14 protein-coding genes, 1 tRNA gene and 1 pseudogene are annotated in these 22,810 nt (G+C 65.7%); 10 read left to right on the top strand and 6 right to left on the bottom strand.

All coding sequences use genetic code 11. The features are described from left to right. Positions 1 to 48: 48 nt before the first annotated feature. Together BBSC_RS02850 and BBSC_RS02845 are read left to right on the top strand one after the other, a co-directional pair. On the top strand, positions 49 to 2,256 hold the full coding sequence (locus BBSC_RS02850) for a DUF4037 domain-containing protein (RefSeq protein ID WP_070098289.1): 2,208 nt from the start codon (positions 49 to 51) through the stop codon (positions 2,254 to 2,256). Between the two features lie 135 nt (positions 2,257 to 2,391). After that, positions 2,392 to 3,012 carry a DUF4125 family protein gene (locus tag BBSC_RS02845; RefSeq protein ID WP_033519930.1) on the top strand — a complete coding sequence of 207 codons (621 nt, stop codon included), beginning with the start codon at positions 2,392 to 2,394 and terminating at the stop codon, positions 3,010 to 3,012. A gap of 104 nt (positions 3,013 to 3,116) precedes the next feature. Here the strand turns inward: BBSC_RS02845 and BBSC_RS12765 are convergent, their stop codons facing one another. Further along, the gene (locus BBSC_RS12765) at positions 3,117 to 3,875 is read right to left on the bottom strand and encodes a hypothetical protein (protein WP_051923108.1); all 759 of its coding nucleotides are present in this window, start codon (positions 3,873 to 3,875) and stop codon (positions 3,117 to 3,119) included. Beyond that, positions 3,872 to 5,989 (bottom strand): PspC domain-containing protein, encoded by a 2,118-nt coding sequence (locus BBSC_RS12760; RefSeq protein ID WP_162180132.1) that lies wholly within the window; start codon positions 5,987 to 5,989, stop codon positions 3,872 to 3,874. Before BBSC_RS12760 ends, BBSC_RS12765 begins: the two co-directional genes overlap by 4 nt. Before the next feature lie 320 nt (positions 5,990 to 6,309). Here BBSC_RS12760 and BBSC_RS02825 point away from each other — a divergent pair, with 320 nt between their 5' ends. Together BBSC_RS02825 and BBSC_RS02820 are read left to right on the top strand one after the other, a co-directional pair. Further along, positions 6,310 to 7,704 carry an ATP-binding protein gene (locus tag BBSC_RS02825; protein ID WP_065422495.1) on the top strand — a complete coding sequence of 465 codons (1,395 nt, stop codon included), beginning with the start codon at positions 6,310 to 6,312 and terminating at the stop codon, positions 7,702 to 7,704. Beyond that, the gene (locus tag BBSC_RS02820) at positions 7,701 to 8,381 is read left to right on the top strand and encodes a LuxR C-terminal-related transcriptional regulator (protein WP_033516448.1); all 681 of its coding nucleotides are present in this window, start codon (positions 7,701 to 7,703) and stop codon (positions 8,379 to 8,381) included. Before BBSC_RS02825 ends, BBSC_RS02820 begins: the two co-directional genes overlap by 4 nt. A 71-nt stretch (positions 8,382 to 8,452) precedes the next feature. Here the strand turns inward: BBSC_RS02820 and BBSC_RS02815 are convergent. Both BBSC_RS02815 and serS read right to left on the bottom strand, forming a co-directional pair. After that, a tRNA-Ser gene (locus tag BBSC_RS02815) sits at positions 8,453 to 8,537 on the bottom strand. Between the two features lie 181 nt (positions 8,538 to 8,718). After that, positions 8,719 to 10,005, bottom strand: a complete 1,287-nt coding sequence (gene serS, locus BBSC_RS02810; RefSeq protein ID WP_033516450.1) for a serine--tRNA ligase — start codon at positions 10,003 to 10,005, stop codon at positions 8,719 to 8,721. 191 nt (positions 10,006 to 10,196) lie between these two features. Here serS and BBSC_RS02805 point away from each other — a divergent pair, with 191 nt between their 5' ends. Next, the gene (locus tag BBSC_RS02805; protein WP_033516452.1) at positions 10,197 to 11,327 is read left to right on the top strand and encodes a diacylglycerol/lipid kinase family protein; all 1,131 of its coding nucleotides are present in this window, start codon (positions 10,197 to 10,199) and stop codon (positions 11,325 to 11,327) included. Between the two features lie 29 nt (positions 11,328 to 11,356). On the opposite strand, the gene BBSC_RS02800 is transcribed toward BBSC_RS02805, so the two are convergent. Both BBSC_RS02800 and BBSC_RS02795 read right to left on the bottom strand, forming a co-directional pair. After that, positions 11,357 to 12,190, bottom strand: a complete 834-nt coding sequence (locus BBSC_RS02800) for a PRD domain-containing protein (protein ID WP_033516454.1) — start codon at positions 12,188 to 12,190, stop codon at positions 11,357 to 11,359. Positions 12,191 to 12,219: 29 nt separating this feature from the next. Beyond that, positions 12,220 to 14,376: a glucose PTS transporter subunit IIA gene (locus BBSC_RS02795; protein WP_033516456.1), complete on the bottom strand. Its 2,157-nt coding sequence runs from the start codon at positions 14,374 to 14,376 to the stop codon at positions 12,220 to 12,222. 285 nt (positions 14,377 to 14,661) lie between these two features. On the opposite strand from BBSC_RS02795, the gene pgm reads away from it, so the two are divergent. From pgm to BBSC_RS12755, 5 genes and pseudogenes are all read left to right on the top strand, one after another. Continuing rightward, entirely contained in the window at positions 14,662 to 16,338 is a 1,677-nt protein-coding gene (gene pgm / locus BBSC_RS02790) for a phosphoglucomutase (alpha-D-glucose-1,6-bisphosphate-dependent) (RefSeq protein ID WP_033516458.1), read from the top strand. Between the two features lie 1,522 nt (positions 16,339 to 17,860). Next, a pseudogene (locus tag BBSC_RS02785) lies at positions 17,861 to 18,280 on the top strand (RrF2 family transcriptional regulator); the annotation flags it as partial. Between the two features lie 160 nt (positions 18,281 to 18,440). Beyond that, positions 18,441 to 19,913, top strand: a complete 1,473-nt coding sequence (locus BBSC_RS02780; RefSeq protein WP_033516460.1) for an FAD-dependent oxidoreductase — start codon at positions 18,441 to 18,443, stop codon at positions 19,911 to 19,913. A gap of 219 nt (positions 19,914 to 20,132) precedes the next feature. After that, on the top strand, positions 20,133 to 20,954 hold the full coding sequence (gene pnuC / locus BBSC_RS02775; RefSeq protein ID WP_231648946.1) for a nicotinamide riboside transporter PnuC: 822 nt from the start codon (positions 20,133 to 20,135) through the stop codon (positions 20,952 to 20,954). A 1-nt stretch (position 20,955) separates the two neighbouring features. Then, complete coding sequence (locus tag BBSC_RS12755) at positions 20,956 to 22,095, top strand: AAA family ATPase (protein ID WP_052109226.1); 1,140 nt, start codon at positions 20,956 to 20,958, stop codon at positions 22,093 to 22,095. Positions 22,096 to 22,810 lie beyond the last annotated feature (715 nt).

Here is a 22,810-nt window from a genome sequence, read left to right as displayed (position 1 = left end):
GGCCCCATCACCGTAAACTGAAACCGTACACTCGGCGAGGTGAGGCAGATGGACGACGACGAACTCATGGAGCGGCTGAAAGCCGCCAACAATCCCCTGGCGTTATACGGCACCGGCACCGAAGCCGGCGAGGACGCGAACGCCAAACCGCAAGACGGCGGCACCGGCACCGAAGCCGGGCAAAGCGAGGAAGACGGCGACTCCCCGGCAGCCGGCCACTTCGACACCGATCAATTCCTCGCCGGACTCGACGCGATCTACGACGCCCATGAGGCCTCCACCAAAGCCGGCCCTTATTTGGAGCAGGCGATGGTCGACGCGGAAAACGCCGGCGATGACGCCGGCCTGCTCACCGTGCTCAACGAAACGATGGGATTCTATCGCTCGCAGGGCCGGCACAAGGACAACCAGTGGATCATCCAGCGCGCGATCGAATTGGCCACGCGCATGGGGCTGGAGGGCACCGAAGCCTGGACGACCACGCTAATCAACGCCGCGACCGGCATGCGGGCCGCGGGCAACTACGATCAGGCCGAAGCCCTGTACAAGATGGCGCAGGCCGATAGCGAACGCACGCTCTCCCCCTCGGACCGGCGTCTGGCCGCCCTGCACAACAACCTGTCGATGCTGTACAGCGAGACCGGGCGCACCCATGAATCCGAGTTGGAACTGCGCGAGGCGCTGCGCATCCTGGAGACGTCCAGCCCCGACGCCGACGCCGATCTGGACGTGGCGTCCACCAACACGAATCTGGCGCTGGTGCTGCTGAGCGAGAACAAGCTGGAGGGCGCCGACTGGCACGCGGCCAAGGCTCTGGAGATCTACCGCAACGGGCATCTGGAGCACAGCGCGCACTACGCGTCGGCGCTGGCCGGCTACGCACAGGTGCGCTTCCACGCGCATGACTATGCGAAGGCCGTGTCGCTGTACCGCCAAGCGCTGTCGGTGATCGAAGAGTGCTACGGCACCGACACCGACTACTATCGCATTACCGCGCAGAACCTGCGCGAGGCGGAGACCGCGCTGGCCCGGCAGGAACCGGCGGATCCGGCAGCGGCGGGTACCGGCACGCCCGGCACGGAAGCGTCGGCTGCCGGAAGGCCCCTACCGGGAGACGCGGCCGACTCGACCGTCACGGCCGACGCCCCTTCGCCCGACGGCACGGCAACCGGCTCGCCCCGGGATATTCCCGATGTCGTTCACAAGCCCTCCGCGCCCGACCATGATTCGGGGCAGCACCCCCGGCTCTCCGGGCTGAAACTCGCCCGCGCATACTGGAACGAATACGGCAAACCGCTGATCGAAGAGCGTTACCCGGAGTACCGGGGACGCATAGCGGCAGGACTGGTCGGCCACGGATCGGAATGCTACGGCTTCGACGACGAGCTGTCGCAGGACCATGATTTCGGCCCGCGATTCTGCCTGTGGCTCACCGATGAGGACTATGCGGCGATCGGCCGGCAGCTGCAAGACGACTACGAGACGCTTCCCAAGACCTTCATGGGATACGGGCCGCGCGAAGCGACCGCCCGGGCTCAGGGAACAAACCGCCGCGACGGCGTGTTCTCCATCGGGGACTTCTTCGCCTCGATCACCGGATATCGCCGGGCGCCCGGCGACGGCATCCCCCATGAGTGGCTGATGCTCAGCGAGGCCACGCTTGCGGCCGCCACCAACGGCGAGGTGTTCGCCGATCCGCTTGGCGAGTTCCTCGGCACCCGCCAAGGGTTCAAGGCCATGCCGGACGATGTGCGGCTCTCCCTGATCTCCAAGCGTCTCGGCATGATGGCCCAGGCCGGGCAATACAACGTTCCCCGCATGCTCACGCGGGGCGACGGGGCGGCGGCATGGCTGTCGATCCGCGAATTCGTGGATGCGGCCGCTTCGCTCGTCTTCCTGATCAACGAGCCGATCACCGCCGGATACATGCCGTATTACAAATGGCAGTTCGCCGCATTGCGCCGGCTGTCCGCAAGGCTCGCCACGCGGCTTGCCGACGTATGCGAACAGTTGGAGGCGCTGATGCGGCTGAGTTCGGCCGCTTGCTACGGCGGCGCCGGATTCGGCGAGGGAGGCAAAGGCGCGGCCCCGGCCGCGGCGAGGATCGAGCAGGGCATCGACCGCATCTGCGGCGAGGTCGTCAAGGAAATACGGCGCGAGGGACTGACCGACAGCGACGAGACCTTCCTCGAATGGCAGCGCCCCTATGTCGAGGAGCATATCCACAGCACGCAGCCCTGTCTGCACAGCCTGTGACCGCGCGCGGAGCCACGGCGGCGACGCCGGGCACCCGAAAAACACGAAACCCCCGTCGCCGGCGACCGGCTGCCGACGATACCGACGCACTTCCCATGGCGCCGGCCCATATGCGGCCGGCAGAAAGGCCGATCCATGATCGACGAGGAACGCAACACCCTGATCCAGCGCATCGTCCGGCGCGAGTGGGACCAGTTCCAGCGCACGAACAACGAAGGCGGACGCGCCGCATGCCAGGGCAACTGGCCGGTGTTCAACCAGATGCGCACCAGCCAGTTCTCCACATGGAGCCAGCCGCTGCTGGTCGGTTATCTGGACGACCTGACGCAGGCGGACCGCGTCGGGCGCAACCTGGTCACCGAAAAGTACGGGCGCATGATGGCGTCCACCGCTCCGGCCGAGTACCGGGCCGATATCGAGCCGTACATCCCCCGGCTCTCCGGCGAGCGCATCGCGCGGCAGGAGCGGGTGATCGCCACGCAGGTGTCATGGGCGCGCGACTTCCGGACGCGCTATCCCAAGCTCGGCGAAGCGATGCGCGTGCTGACCACCGATGAGGACACGCCGGATGCCACGTCGTTCGAGACGTACCTGCGCGGCGAGCTCGGCACGTATTCGGACCGTACATTCGCTCTGTACGAAGCGTTTGTCGACGAGTTGAACAACAGCCACCGCAATCTCACCGAGGAGACCATCCTGCATACGGTTCTGCTCGGAGGCTTTACCGATCTGGACGAGGCGGAGGCCGCGCAGTAGCGGCGCGGCGTCCGGACCATGCCAGCCTCCGCGCCGGCGCGCCCAGCCGGCGGAACGTCCCACGAAGCATGGCTTGGCATGACAGGGCAGGCTGTGGGACCGTGCTATGCGGCGGCGCCCTTCATCCCGGCATCCGCCGACTGGGCGGCCTGCGCACGGTCGGCCCTGTCCTGCTTATGGGAATGGATGATCGTGGCGAGAGACCAGACGATCGCCACCACGATCAGGAGCCCGCCGAGCGCGGCGCAACCCATCGCGATCGCGACGCGCGGATCCATGGTGAACCAGTTAAAGCTGGTCAACGGAAAATACAGCCCCATCGCCAGCGACACGCCCCCGACCAGCAGCATGAACACGGCAAACACGATCGTCGCCCCGCTCGGCCCGCGCTTGCGCATGACCTTCGGCGGCATCGGTGCCTCACGCGGCACCTGCACATACGAGGGCACCGACGGGGGCACCGACCGATCCGCAGGCCGTGCCTCGGATCGATTTGACGCCGATGGCCGGGATCGATCCCCGTCAGGCCGTGGCGACCGGTTCGCGGCCCCGTCGCAGGCCGACGCACCGAGGACCGCCGTGTCAAGCATCGACGTATCGGGCGCGCTGCCATCCGATGCGGCGATGGAGACCGTGTCGGCAGAGACCGTGTCGGAAGCCGCCGTATCGAGCACCGACGTATCGTTCAATGCTGCGTCGTTCGCCGCCGCGTCAAGCACCGACGTATCAAGCGGCACCGTATCCAGCGACACCGTGTCGGACGCCTCGTTCCGCCCCGCTTCGTCGGCGACCTGAGGCATGGCCACGGTCGTCGCCTCGTTCACGGCATCCGCGGCATCATTCATATCGCTGCGCTCACTCATGATCGGTCTCCTTGCTTGATGTACCGGAACGGAACGTCGTCCGACGAAGCCATGGTCGTCAGGCCGGTCCAGCCCCGATCGAGGACGTTCCGGGCGGATGCGCCCGGCGTGGCGCCGCCCTGCCGGGAATCGTCCGCCTGGGACGAATACGACGACGCATGCTCGCCGGCCGCCGGATATCTTACGAAAATGCGTCCCTGCATCGCGTACGGTACGGCGATGATCAGCTCGGGACCATTCTGCGGCAGGTAGGCGGAGCTGGGATCCCCCCAGTCGGCCTGGTCGGAGCCATTGGCGGAATACATGCCGTCGGCCGAATAATCCCCGCCGGATCTGGCATAATCCGCATACACGTCATACAGGCCGATGGCGCTCTGCCACATGCCTTTGACGACCGAATACCGGTTGCCGAACGAATTGGAGCCGATATCGTAGGCCCCGTATTCGTTGCCGAACGCGAATGAGCAGTTGTCGGGCAGCGTGATGTACACCTGCGCCTTGGACACCGCCAAGCTGATCGTTCCCGTCGGGCAGACCGACTGCACCGTGTCCCCGTTGTTGAGCGTCACCTTGTGCGGGGCGTCATCCGCGAAATCGCTCAGGTCGAGGTGCACGCGGTCATTGTCGTAATCGGCCCCGTCGAACGCGACGCCCTTGCGCAGCTGGTTCATCATCGCGCTGTCGTCGCCGTGCGCGTCCTTGCCCGGATACGTGGCGTATTCGGTGACGTTGACGCTGGTATGCGTCTCGTAATACGTGGAATATCCGAAATACAGCACGCTGTATGCGCCGTTGACGGCGATCACGCATGCGGCCACGATCGCGGCGATCCATGCGATGGGGACCAGTCCCCCGGCGCGGCGGCCGGCCAGGCCGAGCACGAGCATGACCGCCCCGATCAGCAGGCACACGGCGGCGATCCATATCGTCGCGACCCGAATCGTATGTTCGACGGCGAAATCCTGCATCAGATACAGCGCGCCGGCCGCACTCAGCAGAATCAGGCCGGCCGTCACCGCGACGATGAACGGGCCGGCGGGCTTCCGCCGCTCGTACCGGGGAGCCGGCTGCGACACCGGCGCACGGTAGGCCGAGGTCATCGTCGGCGCGGGGGCCGACGCCGCGAACATCGGAGCGGACGAAGCCCCGGCACCGAACGGGGCCGAGTCATGCGGCCGAGAACCGTCTCCGGCGCTTCCGCCGGCGCGGTCTCCCCCGGGTCGAAGCCCCGGCACCCCTGCGGACGGATCGGGCTGCGGCATTCCGCCGTATGGGAAACCCCCGGACGGCACCGCCGGCCCAGCAGGCGCCGGTCGCGCGTCCGTGCCGGACGGCCGGGCCGCGAAGGTCGGCGCCGCACCGGCGGCCGGCGGCGTCTGCCAGCTCATCGGCTTGTCACGGTATTGCGAATGGTCCTGCGCCCCGGCCCACGACCGGCTCCCCGGCTGACCGTTCCCGGCATACGATCCGAACGAGCCGCCGAAGGAACCGGCCCGGGCCGACGACGGGCCATACTCCGTCGGACCGCCGCCCATCGGCCCATACCCCGTCGGACCGCCGCCCATCGGGTCACCGTTCATCGGGTCACCGTTCATCGGACCGCCACCCGTCGAACCGGAGCCGAACGGACCGGAACCGGACGGGCCGTCGAACAGGCCGCGCTGCCCGCGAAGCATACGCGACTGCCGCTGTATCAGCAGCCACAGCATGCCGGCAGCCAGCAGGGTCGCCGCCCAGCCGGCACCGGGCATCGCCATGCCGATCACCAGCAGCACCAGGCACCCGGCGCAGTTCCAGTCCGCTTTCCCCGCAAGCAGCCGCTCGCACAATATCGACCCGTCCCGGTCGTCAGGCAGCACAAACCACGCGAATGCGTAGAATGAGGCGCCGAAACCGCACAGCAGCACCGATCCAAAGACCACGGCACGGACCAGGGGCGGGCTGACGCCGAAGGACCGCGCCAATCCCCCGCATACACCGCCGATCCACCGATCATCGGACCGGGTCACCCCGCTGCCGCGGATCCACCGGAACAACCGGGCCGCGGACATACGGTTCGGGTCTCCCTGGCCCCCATACGGCGGCTGACCAAACGTGCCATTCATATTGCTCATGCCTCCATTACACCAGCATGTGCGTGTCGCGCGTATCGGTGAACACCCTGATTCTCCCCTGAAGATCGGCTTGGAAACCCCCAAGCGCCGCCAGGAGGCGGCACAATGGAAGTATGGCTCAGCCGCAGACCTCGCCGCAACCGCCGTATGGCGGGTCTTACCATGCCGCGCCGGACCGCGGCGCGCCCCGATCGCGGCAATACGATCGGCCATCGTACGGCTACGAGCAATCCGCGTATCCCCCGTATGGGCAGCCGGGAGACCCCGCCGCCCGGGGATACCAGGCCGCCGGTCAGCACGGGCCGCAAAGGCTGCCCCTGATGCGCCCCCAGCGGCAACGCATGCTGTGCGGCGTCTGCCGCGGGCTGTCCCTGCATCTGGGCGTTTCGGTATGGACGATCCGACTGCTGTTCATACTGACGGCGTTCGTGTATGGCGCCGGCATCGTCGCCTACGTATTCCTGTGGATGCTCGTGCCGGCCGGGGACCCGGTCGCCGCGGCCCGGACCATGGCGCTCTCGAACGCGCAGGCGCCTCTGTCGCGGGGCAACGCCCCGTACGCCGCCATGCCCGGCGACCGTTTCGGCGATCCCTCGTTGGGCAATGCCGGCGGTCAGCCCGGGGCACCTGCGGCCGGCATGAACGAGAGCATCGCCGAAACGCTGCGGCATACGCCGAAACCGGCGCTGTTCGCGCTGGCGGGGGTGCTGCTGATCGTCTTCGGGCTCACGCTGCGCTCGCACGGCATCAGCGTCGATATGATCGTTCCGCTGGTATTGGCGGCATGCGGCATCGGCGTATCCTGGCTCCGGTTCAACGCGAAAGACGGGCAGCTCTGGACGATGATCGGCGGGGTCGCGCTGATTTTCGGCGCCTACGCGCTCTACATGTCCACCACTTGGCGGATATGGCATTCGACGCTGCAGATCCTGCTGCCCGCGCTGGCCCTGCTGGCCGGCGTGGGTCTGGCCATCGTGCCGTGGATCATTTCGCTGGTCCGCGATCTCGGCACCGAACGCGCACTGAAGGAGCGCGAGGAGGAGCGCGCCGACATGACCGCCCATCTGCACGATGGCGTGCTGCAGACGCTGGCGCTGATCCAACTGCACAGCGACGACCCGTCCATGGTCTTCACGCTGGCCCGCCAGCAGGAACGCGAGCTGCGCGAATGGCTGTATCAGGAGCGCACCACGTCGGACCGTTCGGTGAGTGCGGGACTGAAGGACATAGCGGCCCGCGTCGAGGACGAGCACGGCAAGCCGATCGAGGTGGTGACCGTGGGCGACGCGCGCCCGAGCGCGCAGACCGACGCGCTGCTCGACGCCACCCAGCAGGCGCTGATCAACGCGGTGACGCATGGCGGCGAGCCGATTTCCGTGTACTGCGAGGCGAAGCAATCCCAGATCGAAGTGTTCGTGCGGGACCATGGCGACGGATTCGACGTGGACGCGATCCCCGAAGGGCGGCTGGGCATCCGCGAATCGATCATCGGGCGCATCCACCGCCGCGGCGGCACGGTGGAGATCGTGTCGAGGCCGCAATGGGGCACCGAGGTGCGCATGCACATGCCGATCGCCGAGGAACGCGCCGAACGCTCCGGAGACCGTGCCCCCGATCGCACCTCCGACCACGCCACGGTTGCCGGCGACGCCGCGGCGGGAGATAATACCGAAGGCAGCACGCATGGCGGGATTCGTAGCGAGGAGCGAATATGACCGAGCAATCAACCGCACCGATCCGCGTGGCCGTCGTGGACGACCACGAAATGTTCCGGGCAGGCGTGATTTCCACGCTGCAACCGTATTTCGACATCGTCGGCCAGGCTCCCGACGTGGAGGGGTCGGTGGCGATGATCGCGACCACCAAGCCCGATGTGGTGCTGCTGGACGTGCACGTACCCGGCGGCGAAGGGGGTGGCGGTGCCGAGATTCTCACCAAGGCGCATCAGTACTCGCCGGAATCCGTGTTTCTGGCGCTGTCGGTGTCGGATTCGCCGCAGGATGTCGGCTCGGTGATCCGCGCGGGGGCGCGGGGCTATGTGACCAAGACCATCACCGGCAACGATCTGATCAATTCGATCCGTCAGGTGCATGAGGGGTATGCCGTGTTCTCGCCCAAATTGGCGGGATTCGTGCTGTCGGCGTTCCAGGGGGTGCCTGTCGGCGGCGAAGGGGGCCAGTCCGGCCGCGACGAGGAGCTGGACCGGCTGTCGGCCCGCGAGCAGGAGGTCATGCGGCTGATCGCGCGCGGATACACCTACAAGGAAGTGGCGTCGGAACTGTTCATCTCGATCAAGACCGTGGAAACGCATGTCAGTTCGGTGCTGCGCAAGCTGCAGCTGTCGAACCGCACCGAGCTGACCCGGTGGGCCGCCGACCGTCGGATCGTGTGAGGCCCCGCCGATACCGCACAAACGAGTATGGGACCCGGGCGATATCGCGCCGGATCCCATACATTCCCAAGCGGACAGGGCGAGATTCGAACTCGCGGTGGGTTGCCCCACAACGGTTTTCAAGACCGTCTCTTTAGGCCGCTCAGACACCTGTCCCTAGCCGTGCCGACAGGCACAGTTGTTCATTATAGCGGAGCGCCGAACAAAAACCCGTCCGCCCCGCGCACGCCGCAGGCCACCGCCGAAAACGACTGAGGGGAATCGCAGAACATATCTGCGATTCCCCTCAGTCGATTACGCTGGCAGCCCACCGGAGAAAACCGGAATCAGGCGGGAATCAGGCTTCCCACTTGGTCGGCTCGATGACCTCGCGGCCGCCCATGTAGGCGCGCATGGCCTTCGGGATCTCGATGGAGCCGTCCTTCTGCTGGTGGTTCTCCATGATGGCGACGAGCCAGCGGGTGGTGGCCAGCGTGCCGTTGAGCGTGGAGACCGGACGGGTCGAGCCGTCCTCGGTGCGCTCGCGGATGTTGAGGCGGCGGGCCTGGTACTCGGTGCAGTTCGACGTGGAGGTGAGCTCGCGGTAGCGGCCCTGGGTCGGTACCCAGGCCTCGCAGTCGAACTTGCGGGCGGCGGAGGAGCCGAGGTCGCCGGCGGCGGTGTCGATGATGCGGTACGGCACCTCGACCTTGGCGAGCATCTCCTGCTCCATCGAGAGCAGGTGCTGGTGCTCGGCGCGCGAGTCCTCCTGCTTGGCGTAGACGAACATCTCGACCTTGTCGAACTGGTGGACGCGGATGATGCCGGAGGTGTCCTTGCCTGCGGCGCCGGCCTCGCGGCGGTAGCAGGAGCTCCAACCGCAGTAGCGCAGCGGGCCATTGCCGAGGTCGAGGATCTCGTCCTCGTGCATGCCGGCGAGCGCCACCTCGGAGGTGCCGACCAGGTACTGCTCGTCGGGCTCGCGCAGGCGGTAGATCTCATCGGCGTGGGAGTTCAGGAAGCCGGTGCCGCGCATCACTTCAGGGCGCACCAGCGTCGGGGTGATGGCGAGCGTGAAGCCGTGCTCCTCGGCCTGGTCCACGGCCATGGTGAGCATGGCGATCTGCATGCGGGCGACCATGCCGCGCAGGAAGTAGAAGCGGGAGCCGCCGACCTTGACGCCGCGGCGCATGTCGATGCCGGCCACGCCGGTGCCGAGGGTCAGATGGTCCTTCGGCTCGAAGCCTTCGGCCGCGAAATCGCGGATCTGGCCGACCTTCTTGACGACCACGTAGTCATCCTCGCCGCCTTCGGGCGCTTCCGGCTCGACGATGTTGGACAGCTTCCACATCGCGGTCGTGTATTCCTCGGCCGCGGCGTCGGCGGTCGCCTTGTATTCGGACACCTTGGCGGCCAGTTCCTTGGTCTGGGCGATCAGCGCGGCCTTCTCGTCCGCCGGAGCGGCGGCGACCTTCTTGCCGATCTCCTTCTGCTGGGCGCGGGCGGCCTCGAACTCCTTGAGCGCCTCACGGCGCGCGGTGTCGGAGGAGAGCACCTCGTCGACGAGTTCGACGGATTCGCCGCGCTTGCGCTGCGACTCCTTGACAACATCAGCATGTTCACGAATGAATTGAATATCGAGCATAGCCTTAAGACTATCGCCGCAAGCCGACACGGGAGACGGTCCCCCGAAGCCGTTCGCGACGCCGCCAGGCGGTGGGACGTACGGGGGATGCACCCCTTACGCTCCTTATCATCGCGACGAACGTGCAGGAATCGTCGAATTTCGTCGGTTGCCAGCTGAATTGTTCCGCCGGTACGGCCACAATGGGAACCATGCCTAAGCCTGTTGTCATCACCATCGCCGCGATAGCGTTCGTTCTCGTGCTCATCATCGCGGCGGTGCTCGCCGTGCGCCTGTATCGCCGCCGCCGCTTGGTCGAGAGACTGGACGCGCGCGACGACGACCAGGTGCATTACGCGTTCATCGTCAATCCGTCCAAACCCCAGGCAGCGGAGCGCAAGCGCCATATCAAACGGTTCTGCGCGGCCAAGGGCCTCACGGAGGTCGAGTTCATCGAGACCCGGCTGGACAAGGACGGGCGCGCCTGCGCGCTGGAGGCGCTCCGCAACGGCGCCGACGTGATCGTGGCGGTCGGGGGTGACGGCACGGTGCGGACGGTGGCGAGCGCCGTATCGGGCACCGGGCACGCGCTGGGCATCATCCCCATCGGCACCGGCAACCTGTTCGCCCGCAATATGGGCATTCCGGTGGACGACATCGACGCGGCGCTGACCGTCGCCACCTCGCACGGCTCCCGCCATGTGGATGTCGGCCGCCTGACGCTGCTCGACGACAGGAACGCCGATCACGGCCACGCGTTCCTCATCATCGCCGGCATCGGCTTCGACGCGGTGATGATCGGGGATACCGATCCCGAGCTCAAGAAGAACATCAGCTGGCTCGCCTACTTCGTGTCGGGCGTCAAGAACCTGTTCGCCCCCAAATACCGCGGCAACGTGACGATCACCAGCGCGGACGGCAGCACGCACACGATCAGCGGGCTGGCGTTCCGCACGTTCATGGCCGGCAACTGCGGCCAGATCCCCGTGTTCTCGCTGATGCCGGACGCCTCGTACGACGACGGCATCCTCGATTTCGAGGTCATCGACACTTCGGGCGGCCTGCTCGGCTGGGCGAACCTGTTCGGCGACGTGGTACACCAGACGATCAGCGGCAAAGCCGGTTCGAGCCCGCTGTCCACGAATTCGACGATCGACCAGATCCAGGGCGTGAGCGCCGAGATCATGCTGGAGAAGCCGGTTCTGGCGCAGGTCGACGGCGACATGCTGCCGGCGACGAAGCATCTTCGCTTCGACGTGGAGCGCAAGTCGCTGTGCGTGCGCGTGCCGGAGGTCGACCCCGACCTGTCGGTGACCGGCATCATCCCGACGATCAAGGACTAGGCGCGCCCCGCCTGGGCGCTTCCGGGCGCTCAGGCGTCCGAAACGACGCGCGACACATGCAGCGCCAGATAGGCGATCTCGTCCTCGGTCAACGGCGACCCCAGCCGGATCCGCACCACGTCGGCAATGGTCGTGGCGCAGGACATTGCCTGGGGAAAGGACTGGCGGATGGATGCGATGATCGGTTCCGGTTCGTGGTCGAGCTGCTTGTTCTGGCTGATGCGCACGAACAGATACCGCAGATGCGTGATGAACCGCCCGACGTTCACGCTGTGCTGGTCCAGCGTGACGCCGTAGGTCTGCTCAATGACGGCGAGCATCTGCTGGATGACGCCCGTCATGCGGTAGGTATAGGACAGGTCGCCGGTGGAGAACCCGGCGTTGACCAGATGCATGGCGAGCGCGACCGCCTCGTTGGCGGGCAGGATGCCGTTCAGATTCCTGTTGAGCTCGGCGATCAGCCGCTCGGCCTGCGCATATTCCTGCGCGTACAGCGACTGCACCTCCACCTGCAGCGGATACTCGATCGCCGTGCCGTCCTTCAGCCGGCGCACGGCGCCGGTGATGTGGTCGGCCAGCGCCATGACCAGCGTTGGCTGTGATTCGGCTTGCGCCTCCAGCCCGACGCGGGTCATGGCATCGGCCACCAGACGGATGATCTCGGGCGGAATGCCGGCGAGCAATTCCGCCATATGGTCGGGATCACGGCCATCCGAGGGGACGAATATGCGTACGACCTTCGCGTCATCGACCTGCTGGCCGGGCCGGGCCTTGAAGCCCAGCCCTCGACCGGTGACGATCACTTCGCGCGTGCCGTCCGAGGCGAGCACGACGTTGTTGTTGAATACGCGAAGCACTTCCATGACGCCCCCCTTGCCAGATCCCTTTCGGCTCAGTGCTGGATGTCGAGCACCGGGTCGCCCGCGGCGACATCGACGCCCGTCCGTGGGGTGACGCCAGCCAGAGCGGCGGTATTGAGCACCGTCATCAGCGTCGTGGTGCTGTATCCCGCTTCCCTGACCTTATCAAAATCCACGGTCGCCAGCGTGTCACCGGCGTTGACACGCTGGTTTGCCTTGACCGCGACGGTGAATCCCTCGCCGTTGAGCTTGACCGTGTCGATGCCGACGTGCACGAGCACCTCGACGCCGTCATCGGTGGTGATGCCGAAGGCGTGCCCGGTTTCCGCGACGGTCTGCAGCACGCCGGACACCGGGGCGACCACGGTGGAGTCGGTCGGCTGGATGCCGACGCCCTCGCCGAGCGCGCGGGACGCGAAGACCGGGTCGCCGGTCTCGTCCAGCGAGATCACATGGCCGGCGACCGGGGCGTTCACCGTCGATTCGGCCGGTTCGGCGGGTTCGGCCGGCGTGGCCGGAGCAGCCGGAGCGTCGTCCGGCACGGCAGCCGGGGAGCCGGCGGGCGCCGCGGCCTCGGAGACGGCGGCCGGAGTCTCGGCCGACCCGGACCCGGCGGCGGCCTCAAGCTTGCGATCGGCCTCCTCCTGCGCGACACGGGCCAGCACCTCGGCCTTCTGCTCGGGGGTGCGGTAGTCGAGCATGACGATCAGGGCCATGGAGACGGCGAACGAGACGGCGATGGAGATGCCGTACACCCACATGCGGTCGAACACCGGCACGGTGAGCAGCGAGGTGAACGCGAACGCGGTGGTGGTCACGCCGCGCACGGATTCGCCGGACGCCACGACGGACGGGAACAGCCAGCCGAGCACGGCGATGACGACGCCGCCGACGCCGCAGCCGATGAGCATGCGCTTGTAGACCAGCTTGTAGCGCAGATGGATGCCGTACAGGGACGGTTCGGACACGCCGCCGAGCAGGCCGGCCGCAAGCGCGCCGATCGAGGTCTGGCGCATCTCCTTGTCCTTGTCGCGGATGGAGATGAACAGCACGCCGGCGGTGGCGCCGAAGCAGGCGAAGTTCCATACGCCCATCGGGCCCTGGATGAAGTCGTAGCCCATCGACTGGATGTTCATGAGCATGAGGGCGTTGAGCGGCCAGTGCAGACCAAGCGGCACGAGGAACGGGTAGAGCAGCGGGATCGCGATGGCGAAGACGAACGGCGCGTACGAGTTCATCCACGCGAGGATGACGCCAAGGCCGTTGCCGACCCACACGCCGAGCGGGCCGATGATGAAGGCGGTGAGCGCGCCGACGATGATCATGGAGAAGAACGGCACGAACACCAGCTGCACACTGTCGGGGATGATCTTCTTCAGGCCGTGGTAGACGAGCGCCAGCACGGCGGCCATCATCAGCGGCACGAACACGTTGCCGGAATAGTCCGACAGCTGCATCGGCAGCCCGAACACGGTGGCGGTGCAGTCGGTGGTGCCCAGCGTGGCGTTCTCGACGCAATGAACGGCGTCGCCCCACGTCTTGGCGTCGGACAGCGCGGCGAACTGCGGCGTCATGAGCATGGCCATGATCGAGCCGCCGAGCCACGGGTCGACCTTGAGCTTCTTCGACGCGTTGTAGGCGACCATGATCGGCAGGAAGTAGAACACGCCCTTCCAGATGGCCTTGATGAACATCAGGGAGGTGTTCGCCTCGTCGTTGGCGATCACGCCGAGCGAGATGAAGAGGTTGACCAGCGCGATGATGATCGACGCGCCGAGCAGCACGCCCAGGATCGGGCGGAACGAGTCGGCGAGGTACTCGAAGAACGAGTCGAGCCAGGCGACCTTGCCGCGCCCCTTGGCGCGGGCCGCGGCCTTGACGTCGGCGTTCGACATCGCGCCGGAGCCGGACTCCTTGGACGCCGCCGCGCCGCCCATGCTCGCCATCTGCGGCAGGTGCATGATCTCCTCGTACATGGAGGCGACCGCGCCGCCTATGACGACCTGGTAGCGGTTGCCGGACTGCGGGACCGCGCCGAGCACGCCCTTCATCGTCTCGAGGCGGTGCTGGTCCACCTTGCCGGCGTCGACGAGCTCGAAGCGCAGTCGTGTGGCGCAGTGGGTCAGGCTGGTGACGTTGCCCGCGCCACCGACGGCATCGATGATCTGCGATGCGGTTGATGCTGCCATCTGGGATTCCTTCCTTGGTTCCTGTGTTCCTCCGTTGCCCTCCGTCTTCGCAGGGCGCCGAACAACAAAAAAGACCTGAGATATGGCTATGCCACATCTCAGGTCTTGCGTCTCATTGACTTGCAACCCTGCAAAAGTAGAAGTTCATGTGCAGTATAGACCAATCGCCCAAGACCGACAAATACGGCGAGTCTCGTTCCACAACGACACACCATTCGCACAAAAAGCGACAATATTTAACATAAAGCTGCATACGTATCGGGAAAATCGTGGCAGAATAGAGGCATGGTAGCAAACAATGCGGGCATGCCCGCCACCCCAGCTGATCTGATCAACGTCGACGAAGTCATCGGCAAATACTATGACCTCGTCCCCGATCCGTCCGTTCCCGAACAGCGCGTCATTTTCGGCACCTCCGGCCACCGCGGATCGTCCCTGAAGACCTCGTTCAACGAGGCCCACATCGTCGCCATCACGCAGGCCATCGCCGAATACCGCAAGAAGGCCGGCGTCACCGGCCCGCTGTACCTCGGCTCCGACACCCACGCGCTGAGCGAGCCGGCCAAGAAGACCGCCATCGAGGTGCTCGTCGCCAACGGCGTGCACGTGCGCATCGACTCGCGCGGCGACTTCGTGCCGACCCCGGTCGTCTCCCAGGCGATCCTGACCCACAACCGCGCGGCCGACGGCACGCAGCGCTTCACCGGCGAGGGCCTCGCCGACGGCATCGTCGTCACCCCGTCGCACAACCCGCCCACCGACGGCGGCTTCAAGTACGATCCCGTCACCGGCGGCCCCGCCCCGGCCGAGACCACCAACGCCATCGCCGCCCGCGCCAACGAGCTGCTGGCCGACTACAAGAACGTCAAGCGCGTGCCCTACGAGGAGGCCGTCAAGTCCGAGTACGTCGAGGGCTTCGACTTCCGCGAGCACTACGTCGACGATCTGGAGAACGTCATCGACTTCGACGCGATCCGCAACTCCGGCGTGCGTCTGGGCATCGACCCGCTGGGCGGCGCGTCCGTGAACTACTGGCCGCTGATCAACGAGAAGTACGGCCTGTCCATCGGCGTGGTGCGCCCCGAGGTCGACCCGACCTGGCGCTTCATGACCATCGACCACGACGGCAAGATCCGCATGGATCCGTCCTCCCCGTACGCGATGAAGGGCCTGGTCGACGAGCTCAACGGCGGCGCTTGGGACAAGTACGATCTGGTCGGCGGCACCGACCCGGACGCCGACCGCCACGGCATCGTCTGCCCGAACTGGGGCGTGATGAACCCGAACCACTACATCGCCGTGTGCGTGGAGTACCTGTTCGGCGGCAACCGCCCGGGCTGGCCCGAGGGCGCGGCCGTGGGCAAGACGCTGGTCTCCTCCTCCCTGATCGACCGCGTGGCCGCGTCGATCAACGCGAAGGTCATCGAGGTCCCGGTGGGCTTCAAGTGGTTCGTCGACCCGCTGTTCAGCGGCGAGGTCGCGTTCGGCGGCGAGGAGAGCTCCGGCATGAGCTTCCTGCGCAAGGACGGCCGCGTGTGGACCACCGACAAGGACGGACTGATCCCCGACCTGCTGGCCGCCGAGATCACCGCCAAGACCGGCAAGAACCCAGCCCAGCTGCATCAGGAGCAGGTCGAGCGCTTCGGCGAGAGCTGGTACAAGCGCGTCGACACCCCGACCACGCTGGAGCAGAAGGCCAAGTTCGCCGCGCTGTCCGGCGACGACGTGACCGCGTCGACCCTGGCCGGCGAGGACATCACCGCCAAGCTGACCGAGGCGCCGGGCAACCACGCCAAGATCGGCGGCCTGAAGGTCACCACCAAGGACAACTGGTTCGCGGCCCGCCCCTCCGGCACCGAGAACATCTACAAGGTGTACGCCGAGTCCTTCGTCTCCCCCGAGGCGCTGGACAAGGTGCTCGACGAGGCCACCGAGGTCGTGGACAAGGCCTTGGGCGAGTGATCGCTCTGGGCGAGTGACCTCGCCACGGGCGAATCGCCACAGCCGATAACCGGTTGAAATCGCATACTGCGGTGGGTTCCGCGCGGACATGACGGTCCGCGCGGAACCCACCGCCGTTGTCGTTTATGGCGGCGGAACCCGCCGCATGATCCCGCTCATTCGTTCATTCGCTCGCTCATTCACTCCAGCGAGGCAAAACCACCCCAGCGAGGAAAAACCGCTAAGGTCCCGAGGGAACGCTCCTCTCAGAGCTCTTCCGGCGGAACATATCACTCAGAGGATCGACGTATTCCCCCACTCAGCGCCGACAGCGAGGAACAACGCATAGCCACCCACACCCACACCCCGCTGAGCACCGCCCCAGCAAAGCATATCGACTACAGGATCAACACCCTTCCCCGCACAAACCCCCATCGAAGAACAACGCACAACCACTCATGACGACGCCCCGCTAAGCATCACCCCAGCAAGGCATGCCACCTACAGGACCGACGTTCTCCCCCCGCTCAGCATCGCTATCGAGGAACAACGCATAGCCACCCACACCCATGCCCCGTCAAGCACCACCTCAGCGGGATACACCTCCTACAGGATCAATGCCCTCCCCCGCACAAAGCCCACCACCGAAGAACAACGCACAGCCTCTCACGACCACACCCCGCTAAGGACCATCTCAACGACGCACACCGTCTACAGGCCCGATGACCCTCCCCGCACAAAACCAATCATCGAAGGACAACGCACAGCCTCTCACATCCACGCCCCGCTGAGCACCATCCCAGCGAAGCACATCAGCTACAGGATCAGCACCTTTCCCCGCCAAGCACCGCCGTCGAAGAACACCGCACAGACCCTCATGCCCACACCCCGCTAAGGACCATCTCAACGACGCACACCGCCTACAGGCCCGATGGCCCTCCCCGCACAAAACCAATCATCGAAGGACAACGCACAACCACTCACGACCACGCCCCGCCGAACATCACTCCAGCGATGTACACCGTCTACAGGCCCGATGCCCTTCCCCGCACAAAGCCCATTTCCGAAGGACAACGCACAGTCTCATGCAGTCACACCCCGATGACCGCCACCTCAGCGAGGCATATCAGCTACGAGGTCAGCGCTCTTACCCGCCCAGCACCATCATCGAAGGACAACGCACAACCACTCACGACCACGCCCCGCTGAGCACCATCCCAGCGGGGCACATCAACTAGAGGGCCGATGCCCTTCCCCGCCCAGCACCGTCATCGAAGAGCAACACGCACAGACCCTCACAAAGACGTCCCGCCGATCTCCGCCCCAGCCGGCTTCGCCGATCCAGCCTTTCCACCGATCCAGCCTTTCCACCGGGAGCATAATATGCCTAATATGCCGAAAAATCGGCCTGCCAGAGCCAAGCAAAAAAAGGCCGTAGGCGCAATGCAATCCCGGCATTTGACAACAAAACTGCATCTGTTATGATTACAGTATCAAAACTGTAAACAAACCGATTACAGAATCCAAACGGCAAGGAGGAATCATGAACGGCGACTACTCGCTGGCGGTGCACGCACTGGTCTATCTGGACCATCGCGCGACGAACCTGCCCAGCCAGATCCTTGCCGACAACATCTGCACCAATGCGGCGCGCGTGCGCAAGGCGATGCGCCCCCTGGCTGCCGCCGGGCTCGTCTTCACCAAGGAAGGCCCGGAGGGCGGCTACGCCCTGGCCAAGCCGGCCGAAGCGATCACGCTGCGCGATGTGGCCGAGGCGGCCGGCGCCACATTCGTGGACGTCAACTGGACCCCGGGGGACATCCACGAGGACTGCCTCGTGTCGTCCTCCATGGGCGCGGTGATGGACGGCATCTACGCCTCGCTGAACGAATCCTGCCTCACCCAGCTGGAGCGCATCACCGTCCACGACATCACCAGCTGGATCTTCAACCACGGCGATGGCCAGAAGCCCGCGGCGGAGCCCGCCCCGGACGGCACACCGACAACCGACACGATCTTCACCCCACCAACCACAACCCCACCAACCACAACCCCACCCATTGCAACCCCACCAACCACCGCAACGCCGCCGACCGCGGCATGACCAACACGAAGGAACCACCATGAGCAGCACGCCAACCACCATCACCGCGGACGCCATGATCATCGGATTCGGCAAGGGCGGCAAAACCCTCGCCGGCAAGCTCTCGGCGGCGGGCCAGAAGGTCGTCGTCGCCGAAGCCAGCCCCGATATGTACGGCGGCACCTGCATCAACATCGGATGCCTGCCGTCGAAATCACTGATCCTCAGCGCCGAGCAGGCGCACCGCACCGGCGAGTCCCTGACCGGAGAGACCCGCGAGCTCGCATTCAAGAACGCCATCGCCGAGAAGCGACGCGTCACCTCGATGCTGCGCGGCAAGAACTACCACAAGCTCGCCGATCAGGACAACATCACCGTGCTCACCGGCAAGGCGCGCTTCGCCGGCAAACACACCGTGGAGGTGAGCACCGCCGAAGGCGTCGTCACCGTGGAGGCGGCGAAGATCTTCATCAACACGGGCGCCACGCCCCGCATCCCGGACATCCCCGGCATCGGCACCACGCCCGGCGTCTACACCAGCACCGGGCTGATGGATCTCGACGAAATCCCGCAACGGCTGGTGATCATCGGCTCCGGGTTCATCGGCCTCGAATTCGCCTCGATGTTCGCCGATTTCGGCGCCGCCGTCACGGTGCTGCAGCATAACGACGAATTCCTGCCGCGCGAGGACGAGGATATCGCCGCCGCGATCCGCGAGAGCCTCGAGCGCCAAGGCGTCAAATTCCTGTTCAATGCCAGCACCACCGCCGTCGCGCCGGCACCCGAAGGCGGCGTGCGCATGTCCGTCACCGTGAAGCCCAGGCCGGAGAACGCCCCGCAGTGCCCCTGCTGCGTCATTTCGGACCAAGACGACGAGGACGAGACCGACGGCGGCGCCGAGGCGCGGCTGTGCATCACCACCGACGCGGTGCTGGTGGCCACCGGCCGCGTGCCGAACGTGCGCGATCTGAACCTGCAGGCCGCCGGCGTGGAGCTGACGGAGCGAGGCGCGGTGAAGGTCGACGAGCTGCTGCGCACCACGGCGGACGGCATATGGGCCCTGGGCGACGTGAACGGCGGCCCGCAGCACACGTACATCTCCCTGGACGACTACCGGGTGGTGCTCTCGCAGTTCAACGGCTCGCCCCGCCCGTATACGGTGAAGGACCGCAGGAACGTGCCCTCGAGCACCTTCCTGCACACGCCCTACTCGCGCGTCGGCCTCAACGAGCGCGAGGCGAAGGCCGCCGGGCTGGACTACACCGTCAGGAAGCTGCCGGTCGCGGCCGTGCCGAAGGCGCAAGTGATGCGCCGGACCGAAGGATTGATGAAGGCGATCATCGAGAACGGCACCGACCGGATTCTCGGCGCGATGCTGTTCGCCGCCGAATCGCACGAGGTGATCAACATCGTCAAACTCGCCATGGATACCGGCGCGACCGCCGGAACCCTGCGCGACATGATCTTCACGCACCCGACCATGGCCGAGGCCCTGAACGACCTGTTCGCCTAGGTAGACACCCAGGGAACACCCCGCGCCCCGCCGCTCCGCACGCCCGACAACGGGCGGAACGGCGGGGCGTTCGGCGCCTTCGGCCCATCAGGCGAAACAGTAATAGTCATAATGACTATATGTAGGTATACTTTTAGCGGAAGCGTTCGGGGAACATCATGGCACTCCCGAACACGCACCGTCGTCGCGGCGCCACCGCCGCGGTCAAGAAAGGACCACATGATGAATGACCTGATGAATGGCGTGAGGAACGCCGTCAATCCCAAGCGCGTGATGCAGGAGCTGCTCGACTTCAAGGCGGGCGAGTTCGCGCTGATCGCGGTGATGCTGCTCGCGCAGATCATCTCCTTCGTCTTCGCCGGATCGTACGGCGCGGCGGACTGGATCGGCCTGATCTCCGGCATCTGCATCGTATTCAACCTGATTCTCGTCGACCGCGGCCGCCTGACGAACTACCTGTGGGGCTTCCTCGGCTGCGCCACCTGGCTGTGGGTCGCGGTGATGAACCACCTGGTCGGCGACATCTTCTCCCAGATCTTCTACGTGATCATGCAGTTCGTGGGCGTCTACGTCTGGCAGCGCCAGCTGGACCGCCAGAAGAACGCCGACTCCAGCAAGACCGAAGAGGTCAAGGCCCGCAACATCACCTGGTGGCAGGCGCTGCTCGCCGTCGTGTTCACCGTCGCCGTGTACCTGATCGTCGTGTTCACGTCGCACGCGACCGGCGGCGTGCAGATCTGGCTCGACGGCACGCTGCTGCCGCTGGGCATCATCGGCCAGGTGCTGATGATCTACGGCTACCGTTCCCAGTGGATCGCATGGCTGCTGCTCGACGTGATCAAGGTCGTGATCTGGTGGAACCAGCTCGCCGCCGGCGGCCCGGGCGCCATGTCGATGTTCGTGCTGCAGGTCGTCATGCTCGTCAACGGCTTCTACGGCACCTGGGTGTGGTTCCACAAGGACAACGTGATCTCCGAGGCGGCGTCCAAGCAGTCCCAGTCGGACGCCTCGAACACCTCCGTCGCGGCGGCGAAGGCCTGATATGCCAAGCTGCAACCTGTCCACCGCCCCACTCACCGGATCGCGCTTCGCCGTGGTCGTCAGCCGGTTCTCGCCGCTGCACGCCGGACTGGAACAGCGCATCTACGATCTCGCCTCCGTATACGACGGCGTGATTCTCGTGCTGGCCGACCGCCCGGATACGGATAGCGGACTGACCGGCCTGAGCGCGCGCAACCGCTATCGCTATCTGCGCGAGGCATTCAACGACGATCCGGCGATTTCGCCGCACAAGCTCATCGTGGACGCAGGCGTGGCGGACGACCCGCGCGCATGGGCCACGCAACTGCAGGACACCGTGATCGCCGCGGTGTCCGCCGACGCCGCGGCCGAAGCCCGGTTCACGGTGGAGACCGATCTGCGCGACGCCGACACGGCGCTGCGCGCGCAATGGGACTCCCCCGCGGACGACAATCCGCGCTGGAGCGTCGGCCCGTTCATCAACGGCTCGGACGCCCTGCAGGAATCGATATGCGCCGATCCGCACAACCGCGCGTTCTGGCCGGTGATCAACCACGCGTTCCGCCGCGAGTTCACGACCATCGTGCTCGTCGTCGGCAGCGCATCCGTCGGCAAGACCACCATGGTCACCCGGCTGTCCAAGCTGTACGATGCCCCGATCGCCGTCGAATACGCGCGCGAGTTCGAGGAGAGCTACAACGTTGACGACGACGAACTGACCGCATTCGACTACCAGCGGCTGATCCTGAGCAAATTCGGCCAGAACGAGCAGGCGCTGGCCTCCAGCGCGAACAACGGCATCGTGTTCCTCGACACGGACGCCATGGTCACCAAGACCTATGTCGAGCGCTATCTGCCGCCCGAGGAAGCCGCCAAGCTGGACAGCACCTTCGACATGGTGATCGAGCAGGAGCGCCCCGATCTGGTATTGGTGATCCCGCCGGTCACCGAGTATGTGGACGACGGGTTCCGTGCCATGCAGTGGGCATCCGACCGTTACAAGTTCCACGAGACGCTGATGCGCGTGCTGCACGATTCCCCGTATGCGGACCGTGTCGTCATGCTCGACGACAAGACCTTCGCCGAACGTGACGACCATGCGGTTCGGGTGATTCGCGAGCGCACGGGATTCGAGCCCCGGCCGAATCCGATCGCCGACTGACAACGCCGGCGCTTGCGTCGTGTTGAGGGGCGTGACGGCCTATTGATATGGGCCGTTACGCTCCTCAATGCATTTGCGGAATCGATTTTTGGCACGTTCCCGCCGCCAGACCCTACGGATCGCGGAGCGAGACCGAGGATGGGCGGTTCGATACCACCGGCCCCCCAGTCGGCTTCGCCGACAGCCCCTGATTGTTACATACGACTACAATACGACGTGCGCTTCGTGCACCGCTGAACGAACGATCCACCGCATCGTCCGTTCAGCGGGGGCTCGAATGATCGATTCCACGAATACACCACTAGAGTGGAGAACATGACGATTATGGCATCAACTGACGGCAGTGACCTAATGCCCCGCGCCATAAGTTCGTGTACTATATTTGGCTCCCCTCCCTGAAGGGGAGCTAGCCGTGCAGCGGCCTGAGGGGGCATTCCCGAAGAACGCCTGAATCAAGCCGATTCGTGCGCACTCCCCTCAGTCGGCTACGCCGACAGCTCCCCTCAGAGAGGGGAGCCAGAATTACTAAACGAATGAACGACGCAGGACACTGGGCAATCCGAATGCCGAGCCGTCAAACGGGCGGTCCGGCGGACCGACCGTAGGCGAGGTGAGCGGGCGCGCCACCAGCGCCCGCGAAGGGGCCACTCGGATTGACCAGAAAGCGAGCCAAGCATGACCATCACCGTATCCACCGACGGAAGCGCCCTGGGCA

Source organism: Bifidobacterium scardovii JCM 12489 = DSM 13734 (genome assembly GCF_001042635.1).
Lineage (GTDB): Bacteria > Actinomycetota > Actinomycetes > Actinomycetales > Bifidobacteriaceae > Bifidobacterium > Bifidobacterium scardovii.
Note: the sequence above shows the minus strand (reverse complement) of the source record. Positions and strands in the feature narration are given on the sequence as shown.

What these genes read in the sequence shown, in the direction of transcription:
- serS (WP_033516450.1), bottom strand. Translation starts at nt 10,005, where the DNA reads ATGCTCGATATTCAATTCATTCGTGAACATGCTGATGTTGTCAAGGAG.
- BBSC_RS02820 (WP_033516448.1), top strand. Translation starts at nt 7,701, where the DNA reads ATGACCGAGCAATCAACCGCACCGATCCGCGTGGCCGTCGTGGACGAC.
- BBSC_RS02850 (WP_070098289.1), top strand. Translation starts at nt 49, where the DNA reads ATGGACGACGACGAACTCATGGAGCGGCTGAAAGCCGCCAACAATCCC.
- BBSC_RS02805 (WP_033516452.1), top strand. Translation starts at nt 10,197, where the DNA reads ATGCCTAAGCCTGTTGTCATCACCATCGCCGCGATAGCGTTCGTTCTC.
- BBSC_RS02795 (WP_033516456.1), bottom strand. Translation starts at nt 14,376, where the DNA reads ATGGCAGCATCAACCGCATCGCAGATCATCGATGCCGTCGGTGGCGCG.
- BBSC_RS02825 (WP_065422495.1), top strand. Translation starts at nt 6,310, where the DNA reads ATGCGCCCCCAGCGGCAACGCATGCTGTGCGGCGTCTGCCGCGGGCTG.
- BBSC_RS02845 (WP_033519930.1), top strand. Translation starts at nt 2,392, where the DNA reads ATGATCGACGAGGAACGCAACACCCTGATCCAGCGCATCGTCCGGCGC.
- BBSC_RS02800 (WP_033516454.1), bottom strand. Translation starts at nt 12,190, where the DNA reads ATGGAAGTGCTTCGCGTATTCAACAACAACGTCGTGCTCGCCTCGGAC.
- pgm (WP_033516458.1), top strand. Translation starts at nt 14,662, where the DNA reads ATGGTAGCAAACAATGCGGGCATGCCCGCCACCCCAGCTGATCTGATC.
- pnuC (WP_231648946.1), top strand. Translation starts at nt 20,133, where the DNA reads ATGATGAATGACCTGATGAATGGCGTGAGGAACGCCGTCAATCCCAAG.
- BBSC_RS12765 (WP_051923108.1), bottom strand. Translation starts at nt 3,875, where the DNA reads ATGAGTGAGCGCAGCGATATGAATGATGCCGCGGATGCCGTGAACGAG.
- BBSC_RS12755 (WP_052109226.1), top strand. Translation starts at nt 20,956, where the DNA reads ATGCCAAGCTGCAACCTGTCCACCGCCCCACTCACCGGATCGCGCTTC.
- BBSC_RS02780 (WP_033516460.1), top strand. Translation starts at nt 18,441, where the DNA reads ATGAGCAGCACGCCAACCACCATCACCGCGGACGCCATGATCATCGGA.
- BBSC_RS12760 (WP_162180132.1), bottom strand. Translation starts at nt 5,989, where the DNA reads ATGAGCAATATGAATGGCACGTTTGGTCAGCCGCCGTATGGGGGCCAG.